The organism is Mycobacterium sp. 852014-52144_SCH5372336, assembly GCF_001665615.1.
Lineage (GTDB): Bacteria > Actinomycetota > Actinomycetes > Mycobacteriales > Mycobacteriaceae > Mycobacterium > Mycobacterium neumannii_A.
The window spans coordinates 43,841-57,204 of sequence record NZ_LZSW01000067.1; the positions used below are offsets into that span (position 1 = coordinate 43,841).

The 13,364-nt window shown below is 68.2% G+C and carries 9 protein-coding genes; 7 read left to right on the forward strand and 2 right to left on the reverse strand.

What is annotated here, in order from left to right; all coding sequences use genetic code 11:
* Window positions 1-29: 29 nt before the first annotated feature.
* Window positions 30-1,838 (forward strand): fatty acyl-AMP ligase, encoded by a 1,809-nt coding sequence (locus A5759_RS25000; RefSeq protein WP_068202101.1) that lies wholly within the window; start codon window positions 30-32, stop codon window positions 1,836-1,838.
* 116 nt (window positions 1,839-1,954) lie between these two features.
* On the opposite strand, the gene A5759_RS25005 is transcribed toward A5759_RS25000, so the two are convergent.
* The gene (locus tag A5759_RS25005; protein ID WP_068202182.1) at window positions 1,955-2,926 is read right to left on the reverse strand and encodes an aldo/keto reductase; all 972 of its coding nucleotides are present in this window, start codon (window positions 2,924-2,926) and stop codon (window positions 1,955-1,957) included.
* A gap of 228 nt (window positions 2,927-3,154) precedes the next feature.
* Here A5759_RS25005 and A5759_RS25010 point away from each other — a divergent pair, with 228 nt between their 5' ends.
* The 6 genes from A5759_RS25010 (at window position 3,155) to A5759_RS25035 (ending at window position 11,594) form a co-directional block, all read left to right on the forward strand.
* Entirely contained in the window at window positions 3,155-4,276 is a 1,122-nt protein-coding gene (locus A5759_RS25010; RefSeq protein WP_082962276.1) for an alpha/beta hydrolase, read from the forward strand.
* Window positions 4,277-4,314: 38 nt separating this feature from the next.
* Window positions 4,315-5,391, forward strand: coding sequence for an NAD-dependent epimerase/dehydratase family protein (locus tag A5759_RS25015; protein WP_068202103.1), 1,077 nt, complete (start codon window positions 4,315-4,317; stop codon window positions 5,389-5,391).
* Entirely contained in the window at window positions 5,392-6,600 is a 1,209-nt protein-coding gene (locus A5759_RS25020) for an NAD(P)/FAD-dependent oxidoreductase (protein WP_082962277.1), read from the forward strand.
* On the forward strand, window positions 6,597-7,709 hold the full coding sequence (locus tag A5759_RS25025) for a spore photoproduct lyase family protein (protein ID WP_068202105.1): 1,113 nt from the start codon (window positions 6,597-6,599) through the stop codon (window positions 7,707-7,709). Before A5759_RS25020 ends, A5759_RS25025 begins: the two co-directional genes overlap by 4 nt.
* Before the next feature lie 168 nt (window positions 7,710-7,877).
* Window positions 7,878-8,633, forward strand: coding sequence for an SDR family oxidoreductase (locus tag A5759_RS25030; protein ID WP_068202107.1), 756 nt, complete (start codon window positions 7,878-7,880; stop codon window positions 8,631-8,633).
* A gap of 162 nt (window positions 8,634-8,795) precedes the next feature.
* Complete coding sequence (locus tag A5759_RS25035) at window positions 8,796-11,594, forward strand: LuxR family transcriptional regulator (RefSeq protein WP_068202109.1); 2,799 nt, start codon at window positions 8,796-8,798, stop codon at window positions 11,592-11,594.
* Here the strand turns inward: A5759_RS25035 and A5759_RS25040 are convergent, their stop codons facing one another.
* Window positions 11,595-13,325: an FAD-dependent oxidoreductase gene (locus A5759_RS25040; RefSeq protein ID WP_068202111.1), complete on the reverse strand. Its 1,731-nt coding sequence runs from the start codon at window positions 13,323-13,325 to the stop codon at window positions 11,595-11,597.
* Window positions 13,326-13,364: the final 39 nt, after the last annotated feature.

Here is a 13,364-nt window from a genome sequence, read left to right on the forward strand (position 1 = left end):
GCAGCGCAGCCGGTACCTAGACTGCTCCCATGACGTCCCGTCCCGTACCGCACGACGGACTGCTGCGGATCGAGGACTGCCTGGACGCCGACGGCCAGGTCGCGGTGCCCGCCGGGGTGAACCTGATCTCGCTGATCGACCGCAACATCGCCAACGTCGGCGAGGCACCTGCCTACCGCTACCTCGACCACACCGGAGACGGGCGGGTCGTCGAGCTCACCTGGAAACAACTCGGCGTACGCCTGCGAGCGGTCGCCGCGAGCCTGCAACGCGTGACCCAGAGGGGTGACCGCGTCGCAATTCTGGCGCCGCAGGGACTCGACTACGTCGTCGCCTTCTTCGGTGCGATCAAAGCGGGCGCGATCGCGGTCCCGCTGTTCGCGCCCGAGCTACAGGGCCACACACAACGACTGGAGACGGCGCTGCGCGATTGCGAACCGTCGGTCGTGGTGACTACGGCGGCCGCGGCCGCGAACGTGCGCAGCTTCCTGTCCGGCCTCGACAGCGTGCCTCCGCGCGTCGTCGTTCTCGACGACATCGGCGTGACAGGCGATTTCGAGCCGGTGGAGCTGCCGCTTGACGCCGTATCCCATCTGCAGTACACCTCGGGCGCGACGCGGCCGCCGGCCGGAGTCGAGATCACGCACCGGGCGGTCGGCACAAACCTGATCCAGATGATTCTGTCCATCGACCTGCTCGACCGAAAAGTGCACGGGGTCAGCTGGTTACCGCTGTTTCACGACATGGGTCTTTCGATGATCGGGTTTCCCGCCGTGTACGGCGGACATTCGACGCTGATGTCGCCCACCGCCTTCATCCGACGCCCGCAACGCTGGCTCAGGGCATTGTCGGACGGGTCGCGCGAAGGCCGCGTGGTCACGGCGGCACCGAATTTCGCTTACGAATACGCCGCCCAACGCGGCCGACCCGCAGAAGGCGACGCCCTCGACCTGAGCAAGGCGGTGCTGATCATCGGCTCGGAGCCCGTCAGCATCGACGCAATCACCGCCTTCAACGACGCGTTCACGCCATACGGGTTGCCGCCGAACGCGTTCCGGCCGTCCTACGGAATCGCCGAGGCCACACTGTTCGTCGCGACCATCGAACCCGACGCCCACGCCGCCGCGATACACCTCGACCGTGCGCAGCTCAGCGCGGGCCGCGCGGTGCCCGTCGCCGCCGACTCGCTCGACGCGGTGGCCCATGTGTCGTGCGGAAAGGTGGCGCGCAGTCAGTGGGCCGTCATCGTCGATCCCGACACCGGCGCCGAACTGCCCGACAGAAGTGTCGGTGAGATCTGGCTGCACGGTGCCAACCTCGGGCGCGGCTACTGGGGTCGACCGGACGAGTCGCGCCACGCCTTCGAGGCCCGGCTCGCGTCCCGGATCATGCCCGCCAGCCACGCGGAAGGCGTTGCCGAGGAAGCGAACTGGCTGCGTACCGGCGATCTCGGCGTCTACCACGACGGTGAGCTGTTCGTCACCGGACGGCGCGCCGATCTGATCGTCATCGACGGCAGACACCACTATCCGCAGGACATCGAGTCGACCGCCGAAGGCGCCTCGGCGATGACACGAGCCGGACACGTCACCGCGTTCACCGTCCCCGCACCCCACGGGGCAGCCCTCGTGATCGTCGCCGAACGCGCGACCGGAACCGCTCGCAACGATCCCGCACCGGAGATCGACGCGATCCGCTCCGATGTGCTTGCGCGGCACGGTATCCCGGTCGCCGACATCCGGTTCGTCGCGGCCGGCGTCATTCCGCGCACGACCAGCGGCAAGCTGGCCCGCGGTGCCTGCCGCAGCGAGTACCTCGATGGAAAGCTGAAAGGCTAATTAGATGGTCGCACTCCTCAGCGCGGCTCGTGCCTCGCCGCTTGATCGTCGCGCGACTAACCCGACGGTCGCACTCCTCAGCGCGGCTCGTACCTCGCCGCTTGATCGTCGCGCGACTAGCGAACGCCGAGTTTCTCACGCACCGTGTCCGCCAGGGAGCGCGCCGCGGACACCGGGCGGAAAGCGCGGGCGGCCGCGGTGAGCGCCTCCTGCGCCTCGGCGCTGAGCTCGATGTCGGCGGCTGCCACGTTGAACTCGAGTTGTTCGACGCTGGACGCGCCGGGGATCGCGACGACGTTCGGCAGGTGAATCAGCCACGCCAGCGCCACCTGCGCGGGTTTCGCGCCGACATCGGCGGCGACGTCGCGCAGCGTCTGCAGCAACGGTTCGGCCCGTCGCAGGTTCTCGGTGCCGAACAGCGGGTTCGTCGCGCGCACGCCGCCGGGCCGGTTGTCGGGGCCGTACTTGCCGCCGAGCAGGCCCTGGGCCAGCGGACTGTAGGCGATCACGATGCGGTTCTCACGCTCGGCGAACGGCACCAGACGCTCGAGCGCCTGGGGATGCGCCAGCGAGAAGTGCACCTGATTGCTGATCACCGGTCGTCCGAGCGCGGTGTCGGCCCTCTGCCAGCGCGACAGCGAGTAGTTCGACACACCCGCCGCACCGATCACGCCGTCGTCGATCAGGTCGCGCATCCCCGGCATGATCACCGAATCGGGCACCACCGGGTTGGACTGGTGGATCTGATACAGCGGGATCTTCTGCAGCCCCAGCCGCCGCGCGCTGGCGTGCGCGCGCTGCTTGACCACCGCCGGGAACGGGGCGACCGGGAAGACCTTGCTGGCCACCGCCACGTCGGAGCGCTGGTCGCCCAGCGCCTCGCCGAGGATCCGCTCGCTCTTGCCGAAACCATAGATCTCGGCCGTGTCGAACAACGTGACGCCCAGCGCCAGCGAACGCTGCACGATTTCTCGCGCCGGACCGGCGGCGTAACTGTCGCCGTAGCCCCACTCCCGAGACCCGAACTGCCAGGTCCCAAGCCCAATGCGGCTTACCCGGCCCACTCCCTCGACCTCCAAGTACTTCACGGAGGCCACAGTACTGACGCTGCAAATCGATAACGATGGGTTTTGGCGCTCCGGGGCCGGGGTATGTGAGGCGCGCTGCAGAAAGTCGGCATGACACAAGTCTCGAAAGGCGTAACGCATGCTCGAGTTCATCTGCCCCACATGCGGGCATTTCAGCCTCGAAGAGGTCGTTTGCGAGCCCTGCAGCGGCTGGGCCGGCGAGCCCGACCTGGCGATGGCCGGCTGATCATGTCTTTCTACCGCTCGCTGCATCCGCTCGATCTCGTTATGGCCTCGACGCGGATGTACGCGTCGCTGCCCGTGGTCGGCAAGCACCTCGAGCCGTTTGCCGGCCTCACCGCGATGATGATGTACGGCCACCACTACGCACCGGCAGCGCTACGCGGCATGGCCTCGCGCCGACTGAGCTCCGACGCCGCGGAGGCCGCGCCCGCCGATTTGCCCGGTGAGGCCATCTCGCCTTCGCGCGGGAAGCGGACGCCGCCCTACTTGCGGTTCCGCGCTCAGCGCCAGCGGTGCCTCTACCGCAGTTCGGTGCGCTACGGCGACCATCCCGCACAGCTGCTCGACGTCTGGCGGCTGCCCGACCTGCCGCCCGATGCGCCGGTGCTGCTGTTCGTCCCCGGCGGCGCGTGGGTGCATGGCTCCCGCGTCATGCAGGGCCACACGATGTTGCACCACCTGGTCAAGCAGGGCTGGGTCTGTCTGACCATGGACTACCGGGTGTCCCCGGTGAACCGCTGGCCCCGCCATATCGCCGACGTCAACGCCGCGATCGCGTGGGCGCGGGCCAACGTCGACAAGTTCGGCGGCGACCGGAACTTCGTCGCGGTCGCCGGCTGCTCCGCGGGCGGGCACCTGGCCTCCCTGGCGGCCCTCACTCCCGGCGACCCGAGGTTCCGCGGCGAGCTCACCGAGGACGCCGACACCACCGTGGACGCGGTGGTCGGGATCTACGGACGCTATGACTGGCAGGACCGGTCGACGCCCACCCGCAAGAACTTCCAGAACTTCCTGGAGCGCGTTGTCGTCGGCCGCTCGCAGGCCAGGCACCCCGACGTGTTCGAGGCCGCCTCACCGCTGGCCCGCATCCACGCGGACGCGCCGCCGTTCTTCCTCATCCACGGGGAGCAGGACACCATCATCCCGGTCGGCGAGGCCCGCGTGTTCGCGGACAAGCTGAGCGCGGTGTCACGAAACCGGGTGGAGTACAGCGAGATTCGGCGTGCAGGGCACGCATTCGACCTCGTCGACTCGTCTCACGCGCGACGGCTGGCGGTCGAGGTCGGCAGGTTCCTCAACGACGCCCGCGCCCGCCAACTCGAGGGCGAGACCGCCGCGGCCGTCTAACCCGTGTTGATCGGGCGCGATGCGGGAAGTCTTTCGGCATGCGCATCGTCATCACCGGGGCCTCCGGCAACGTCGGGACCGCGCTGCTGCGGCGGCTGACCGAAAGCGACACCGGACACGACATCGTCGGGGTGGTACGGAGGCCGCCCGAGCCGACCGGCGTCTACGGGCGCATCCGCTGGCACAAACTCGACCTCGCCGACCCGGATGCGGCGACCCAGCTGCGCGGGGTCTTCGACGGCGCTGATGCCGTCGTCCACCTCGCGTGGGGGTTTCAGCCGACCCGCAACACCGACTACCTGAACAGCGTCGGCGTCGGCGGCACCACGGCCGTCCTCGAGGCGGCCCATGACGCGCGGGTCGGCCGGCTTGTGCACCAGTCGTCGGTGGGCGCGTACGCGCCGGGGCGCTACGGCCAGTACGTCGACGAGTCATGGCCGACCACCGGCATCCGGACGTCGCCCTACAGCCGCGACAAGTCGGATGCGGAAGCACTGCTCGACGACTACGAACGCGAGAACGGCGAGGCGGGCGTCCCGATCGCGCGGACGCGCCCCGGCTTCATCGTGCAGCGCGCCGCGGCCAGCGGCCTGATGCGTTACGCGCTGCCCGGCTACGTGCCGATGCTCGCGGTTCCGCTGCTGCCCGTGCTGCCGCTCGACCGCCGCTTGTGCATCCCGCTGGTCCATGCAGACGATGTCGCCGACGCGCTGGCCAGGGTGGTTGAGCGTGGGGCGAGCGGGCCGTTCAATCTGGCGGCCGAACCCCCGGTGGGCCGCGAGCAGGTCGCCGAGGTGCTGAACGCCAAACCGGTCCACGTGCCGTCGGGGGTGCTCGGGGCTCTAGTCGATGTCAGCTGGCGGGCGCGGCTGCAGCCCATCGACCGGGGCTGGATCGACATGGCGTTCAGCGTTCCGCTGCTGGACTGCGGCCGCGCTCAGGCCGAACTCGAGTGGACCCCACGGTGGAATGCGGTCGACGCGCTCGCCGACGTCATCGGCGGGGTGTCTCAGGAGGCGCACACCGAAAGCCCGCCCCTGCGGCGCCGGTCGCTGATCGAACAGTTCCAACGCGACCTCACCAAGGGCTTGCTGACGACAAGACACCTGCCCTAGATGGCCGAGCACGACGAGTCCGTCGTCATCGTCGGCGCGGGTCCCTGCGGGCTGGCGATCGCACGTCAGCTCCGCCACGAGTGCGATGTTGATGCGCTCGTCGTAGACCGCGCCGACGCCGTCGCATCGGCGTGGCGCAACCGCTACGACGGGTTCCGGCTCAACACCTGCGGGTGGTGGTCGCATCTACCGGGCCAGCGGATCCCACTGCGCTACGGACGCTGGCCGACCCGAGACGACATGGTCGACTACTTCGACGACTATGTGCGCCAGCAGCACATCCGAGTGTCCTTGGGCCGCAACGTGGTTCGGGTCGACCGCGAGCCGCACGGTTGGCGGCTGGATACCGACGGTGCGCCAATCACCGCGACCGCCGTCGTCGTTGCGACCGGCAACTACCACACGCCTGCGCTGCCCGAGTGGACGGGAATCGAGGGGTTCACCGGTGAGGTGCTGCACTCCGAGCACTACCGCAACGCCGCGCCGTTCGCCGGCCGCGACGTCCTGGTGGCCGGCGCGGGGAACTCGGCGACCGACATTGCGCTGCAGCTCAGCGACGGAGTGGCCCGCCGCGTGTGGATGGCGGTGCGCACGCCCCCGCATCTCGTCCCGCGGTCGGCCGCCGGAATACCGGTCGACGCGTTCAGTGCGGCGTTCGAGCGCCTGCCGGTGCCGGTGTTGGATCAGGCGGCCGCATTGATGCGCAGGGTGTGGTTCGGAGACCTTCGCCGCCAGGGCCTCCCGGCACCCCGCAGCGGCATCTACACGGCGCTGTTGACCGATGAGCAGATCCCGACGATCGGCGACGAGCTCGTCCCGCATGTCAAAGCCGGGCACATCGAGATCGTCGCAGCAGTGGACTCGTTCGACGGTGACAGTGTGATGCTGTCCGACGGCAGCGCGCTGGCGCCCGACGTGGTGATCGCCGCGACCGGCTATCGGCGAGGACTGGAACCGCTCGTCGGCCACCACGGCGTGCTGGACGAGGCGGGCCGGCCGAAGGTCAACGGGCTTCCGTGTGCTGCGCCGGGGCTGTGGGTCGCCGGATACGACGAGCCGCTGATCGGGCCGCTGCGGTCCTTCCGGATGCAGGCCTCGCCGATCGCGCGCGACATCGCGGGCCATCTCTCGGGAAGTGACGAACATCATTGCCCGTCAACAAGATCAACTGCATCGGAGTGTGTCCGTCGTTCGTTGAACGAACCATGACCTCGACGGTGAACTCCGACGTCGTGCAGCGACGCACACCGACCGCCCTCGCCGACCAGCTGCTCGACATCAAGCGGATCTACCACGAGCCCGCCATCGAACAGTTCCCCCGCGCACGTCAGGTGCTCGAGCGCTACCCGGATGCCGAGCGCATCGAGGTGCTGTCACATCAGGCGATACCGGGTCTGTACGGAAACGAGGGCAACGTCGAGGACTGGGTCCGCAACAAGCGGGAAATCCTGGTGCTGGGCGAGAAGAAAAGCTTGAGTGCGCGGCGCAACGAGCGGTCCAGCGACTGGATCGCACCGTCGACCGCGAACGGCTGCGCGATGGCGTGCTCGTACTGCTATGTCCCGCGCCGTAAGGGCTACGCCAACCCGATCACGGTGTTCACCAACATCGAGAAAATCACCCGATACCTCGAACGTCACGCCGCGCGGCAAGGTGTGAAGCCGCAACCGAACCAATGCGATCCCGTCGACTGGGTCTACGACATCGGCGAGAACAGCGACTGTTCGGTAGACGCGATGGTCTCCGACAACGTGCGCGATCTCGTCGAGTTGTTCGCGCGAATTCCCAACGCCAAGGCCAGCTTCGCGACCAAACTCGTCAACCGCGACCTGCTCGACTACGACCCGCGTGGCGGAACCCGCGTGCGGTTCAGCTTGATGCCGGCCGAGACGTCGCGGGTGCTCGATGTGCGCACGTCGAAGATCGCTGAGCGGATCGCCGCGATCGACGCCTTCGTCGACGCCGGTTACGAAGTCCACTTGAACTTCAGTCCCGTTGTCGTCCACGAGAATTGGCTCGCCGACTGGGCGGAGCTGCTCGAGCAGGTCGCCGACGGGACTTCGGATCGTGCAAAGCAGCAGCTGGCCGCCGAGATCATTTTCCTGACCCACAACGAGGGCCTCCACGACGTCAACCTCGGCTGGCATCCCAAAGGGGAGGACCTGCTGTGGCGTCCAGATCTTCAACAGGTCAAGCGCAGCCAGAGCGGGCAGTGGAACGTGCGATACAAGTCGCCGTGGAAGGGCCGCTGGGTCGCCGAGCTGACCGACCTGATCGCCGCCAAGCTGCCGGCGTGCCGGGTGCGCTACGCGTTCTGATTTTGGTTCCTCAACTGCCGCGAGCGACCGCGCGCTGCCAGATGTGCGCGGCATGTCGCGTACAGACACGGTCGCTCGCGGGGGATTTGGTCGGGGACAGGGGATGAGTTCGTGAGCCGTCATCCGTTCTGGCGGACAGGAAGCTGTCGAACAAACGGAAGGCTCATCATGAAGATCGTGGTCATCGGCGCAACCGGCCTCATCGGTTCGAAACTGGTGCAGATACTGGACCGGCAGGGCCACGACACGGTGGCCGCGGCGCCGTCGACCGGCGTCAACACGTTTACCGGCGAGGGCCTGCGCGATGTGCTCGAAGGCGCCGACGTGGTTGTCGACGTGTCGAACTCGCCGCAGCTCGACGACTCGGCCCAGGAGTTCTTCCGGACCGCGACGAAGAACCTGCTCGACGCCGAAGAAGCCGCAGACGTCGGCCACCACGTCGCGCTGTCAGTTGTGGGCACCGACCAGATGGCCCCGCAGAGCGGCTACTTCCAGGCCAAACTCGACCAGGAACGGCTGATCAGCGACGGGCCGATCCCGTTCACGATCGTGCACGCCACGCAGTTCTTCGAGTTCCTGCAGACGCTCGCCGACTCGGCGACCGAGGGCGACACGGTGCGGATGCCACCGGTGTACTTCCAGCCGATGGCCGCCGCCGACGTCGCCGAAGGCCTCGCCATCGCCGCGGTGAACGAGCCGGTGAACCGCATCGTCGAGATCGGTGGACCGGTGGAGTTCCTGCTGCCCGACCTGATCCGGACCGCGCTGACCGCCCGCGGCGACACCCGCCAGGTTGTCGCCGATCCCTCGGCGAAGTACTGGGGAATCGACCTGGCCGAACGCACCCTGGTGCCCGGTGAGCGCGCGACGTTGTTCGGCACGCGCTTCGAGGACTGGATTCTGGCGGCCGCCGCCAGGGCCTGACCCCCCACCCCTGCGGCGATTTGTGCACGTACGGGAGCGCTGACCGCTCCCGGATGTGCACAAACCGCGGTGTGGACCCGTCGGGGCGCGCCTCGTACGATCCAAGATCAGATCGGGTAAGCCGGCGACCGTCGCGGGTCCACCCAGAGCGCGGTGGTGTCTATGTCTGGCCAGGGTGGAGCACAAGCCCTCCGTGGCCGTACCCACGAATGCGAGACGCTGAAGAACCTCGTCGCGACCGTGCGATCGGGCAGCTGCCAGGTGCTTGTCCTGCGCGGCGAGGCGGGCGTCGGTAAGACGGCCCTGCTCGACTACGTCTGCCAAACCGCATCGGGATTCCAGATCGTGCACGTCGCCGGTGTGGAGTCCGATATGGAACTCGCCTTTGCGGGCCTACAGCAGCTGTGCGCTCCACTGATGACGCACCTCGACGCGATTCCCGAACCGCAGCGCGAAGCCCTCAACGTCGCGTTCGGCCGCGGCATCGGGGAGACACCGGACCGGTTCCTCGTCGGTCTCGCCGTGTTGAGCGTGCTGGCCGCCGCCGCCGACGAACAACCGGTGCTCTGCGTCGTCGACGATGCGCAATGGCTGGACCAGGTTTCGGTGCAGACGCTCGGCTTCATCGCACGCCGCCTGCTCGCCGAACCCGTCGCGTTGGTGTTCGCCATCCGGGACCAGCCCGAACTGCTGGCCGGCCTGCCCGAGCTGCCGATCCACGGGCTGTCCGACACCGATGCGCGAGAACTGCTGGAGTCGGTCATGTTCGGCGGCATCGACCCCCGGGTGCGCGACCGCATCGTCGCCGAGACCCGCGGTATTCCGCTGGCCATCCTCGAGGTGCCGCGCAGCGTGTCGGCGACCGAACTGTCCGGCGGTTTCTGGATCTCGGGTAAACGCTCGTCGGCGGCAGCGGTCGAACAGGGTTTCATCCGCCGCATCGAGGCGCTGCCGCCGCCTACCCGGCAGCTACTGCTCATCGCCGCCGCCGAACCGATCGGCGACGCCGCGTTGTTCCTCGGCGCCGCAGCACAATTGGGCATCCCCGTCGACGATCTCGCACCGGCGGAGGCCGACGGCCTCATCGAATTCGGCCCACGGATGCGGTTCCACCACCCGTTGATCCGCTCGGCCGCCTACCGTGCCGCGGAGTTGGCAGACCGCCGTGCCGTCCACCGCGCCCTCGCCGACGCCACCGACCCCGCCGTCGATCCGGACCGTCGCGCGTGGCATGCGGCCAACGCCGCGGCCGGCCCCGACGAGGCGATTGCCGCCGAGTTGGAGCACTCCGCTGCCCGCGCGCAGAGCAGGGGCGGGATGGCGGCGGCGGCAACGTTTTTGGAGCGCGCCACCACGTTGACCTCCGACCCGCTTCTGCGCGGGGCCAGAGCGCTGGCCGCCGCTTACGCCAAACGGGATGCCGCGGCATCGGGAGCTGCGCACGAGCTCCTGGCGATCGCCGAACTCGGCCCGCTGACCGACCTGCAGCGGGCTCAGGTAGCGCGGCTACGGGCGCAGATGGACTTCGTCCGAAGCCGCGCCGGTGAAGCCGGTGCACCGCGACTGTCAGAGACCGCACCACCACTTCTGGACGCTGCTCGCCGCCTCCATGGTGTCGATGGGTATTCGTCTCGAGAGAGTTATCTCGAGGCGATCGCGGCGTTGATGTACGCGGGCCGCCTCGGGGAGCCCGGTGCGCTGGTACGAGCCGCCGAGGATGCACGGGTCGCGCTGCAGGACGTCTCGGAACTGCCCCGCGCGATCGACCACCTGCTCAAGGGGGTGGCCGAACGGATCACCGGCGGGGTCGGACAGGGCTGGGCGGCGTTGCGGGCGGGGCTGGACGCGATGTGCGATCAAGCAGAGTCCGACGAGACCGCGGTCGGGCGCTGGCTGAAGGTTCCCGGATTCCCGATCCTGCAGGAGTCTTCGGCCCACGAACTGTGGGACGAACAGATCCTTCGTAAGTTGTCGACCGCCGCGGTGCGCTACGCCCGTTCGTCCGGGGCGCTCGCCGGACTGCCACGTGCCCTCATCTACCGGGCCGGAGTTCACACCTTGGCCGGTGAATTCGCCGCGGCCGAACAGCTTCTCGAAGAGGCGGCCTCGATCACCGCGGCCACCGACCACAACTCCGCGGTTCGGTATCACTGGCTGTTGCTGATGGCATGGCGCGGTGACGTGGAGCAGGCGGGATCGCTGCTTGAAGGCGCCGCGGCCGACGGAATCGCCAGGGGCGAAGGCCGTGTGCTCGGGTTGACCGGCTATGCGACCGCGTTGTTGTACAACGGCCTCGGCCGCTACGAGGAGGCGCTCGCCGCGGCGCGGGAGGCATGTGACTACGACGACTTCGGAATACACGGATGGTGTCTTTTCGAACTCGTCGAGGCGGCGACGCGCGCCGGGGCCGACGACGCGGCCAGGTGGGCCCTTGGCCGGCTTGAGGAGCGGGCGGGCGCCAGCGGCACCGATTGGGGACTGGGCGCGGTGGCCAACGCGCAGGCCCTGTTGGCCGACGACGACGACGCGGATCGATTGTTCGGCGAGTCCATCGAACGTCTGGACCGCGCAGGCATCGTCGTACACGTCGCGCGCGCCCGGCTGCTCTACGGCGAATGGCTGCGCAGAGCCAACCGGCGGATCGACGCGCGCCGCGAACTCACCGAAGCCCACGAGACATTCACGCGGATCGGCGCGCAGGCCTTCGCCGAACGTGCGCGTCGCGAACTCGTGGCGACCGGGGAGAAGGTCCGCAAACAGCAGTCGAGGGCGGGCGGCGCTGCGCTGACCGCCCAGGAGGCCCAGATCGCCCGGCTCGCCGCTGACGGCCTGACGAATCAGGAGATCGGCGCCCAACTCTTCATCAGCACGCACACCGTCGAATGGCATCTGCGCAAGGTGTTCGTCAAGCTCGGGATCACCTCGCGCAGACAGCTTCGCACCGTGTCGTGGGCGAGCTAGTCACTCGACCAGCTTGCCGTCCGCCGACACCGCGCGCATCCTGCTGGCGATCTCGGCGGGAATGCCCGCGATAGCTTCGTGTTCGATCTGTCCGGGCCCGGACCACACCAGGTTGACGGTGAGTCGATCGTCCAAATCCGGATAGTCCGAGCGGTTGTGGCAGCCGCGGGTCTCACGTCGTTCCAGTGCGGTCTCGAGCGTGGCGCGCGCCGCGATGACGCTCGCCTTGAGGTCGAAGGCGTGGGCGAGGTCGTGGAAGCCCGCGATGTCGGGGTGTACGCCGACATCGGAAAGCCGCCGCTCGATGTCGTCGAGTTCGGTAAGACCTGTGCGCAACCCGGTTTCGTCACGCACCACGCCGGCATGCTCGGTCATCGCGTTGCGCAGCGCGCGCTGCAGGGACCGGACGTTCTCCTCGCCGTCGCGGAACAGCACCCCGTCGACCTCGTCACGGGCCACGGAAGTGGCTGTCTTGGAACGGATCTGGGCGTCCAGCCGCGATGAGTAGGCGGCGGCGGCCCGTCCGACGATCCTGCCGTAGACCAGGAGTTCGATGAGCGAGTTGCCGCCGAGGCGGTTGGCTCCGTGCAGGCCGCTGGACGCCTCACCGATGGCGTACAGCCCCGCGACGTCGGTGCTGTGGTCGTCGGGGCGAACCCACACCCCGCCCATCGAATAGTGTGCGGTCGGGGCGATTTCTATCGGTGTGGTGGTGATGTCGAGCAACTGCAGATCCATCAGAGTCTGGTAGACCCTCGGGAGTCGCTCCATGATCTGTGTGCGCGGCAGGTGCGAGACATCCAGCCACACCCCGCCGCGGGGCGTACCGCGCCCCTGCTTGATCTCCGTGTAGGCGGCGAGCGCGACGCGGTCGCGGGTGGACAGCTCCATGCGGTCGGGGTCGTAGCGCTTCATGAAGCGCTCACCGAGGTCGTTCCGAAGAATTCCGCCCTCTCCGCGGGCGGCCTCCGACACCAGCGTCCCAGCCGAGTCTTCGGGTTCGATCAACCCGGACGGATGGAACTGGACGAGTTCGGGGTCGCGGATCCGCCCACCGGCTTCGAGCGCCAATCGGAAAGAGTCCCCGGTGTTTTCGTCCCGTCGCGATGAGGTTCGCCGCCAGATCCGCGTGTGACCGCCTGCGGCGAGGATGACCGCGTCGCAGTGGATGGTGTAGCGGGTGCCGTCTCGAAGGTCGAAGCCGTATGCGCCGAAGATCGTGTTGTCCTGGACGAGGAGGCGGGTGATGTAGGCGGAGTCGAGGATCGGAATCGCCAGCTGCGTCACCCTTTTGACCAGTGTGCGTTGCAGTTCCAGCCCGGTGTAGTCACCGGCGAACGCGGTGCGGCGGAACGTGTGGGCGCCGAAGAACCGCTGGGAGATCCGGCCGTCCTGCTCGCGGGCGAACGTCATCCCGAAGCGCTCCAGGTCCCGAATCGACTCGGCGGCACCCTCGGTCACGATCTGCACGGTGGCTGGATCGGCGAGCAGATAGCTCTCGGTCAGTGTGTCGGCCGCGTGCTGCTGCCAGCTGTCCTCGGGATCCATGGTGCCCAACGCCGCGTTGATGCCTCCCGCGGCCAACGTGGTGTGGGCGTCGCCCACGGGCCGCTTGCCGACAAGGAGAACGTCTCGACCTTGCTCTGCCAATTCGATCGCGGCACGCAGACCAGCACCACCGGTTCCGATCACCAGGACTGAGGTCGCGATCTGCCGATATGCACCGGTCATGTCAATAAGAACGGATGGCCGGTGACGAATCATCCGCGG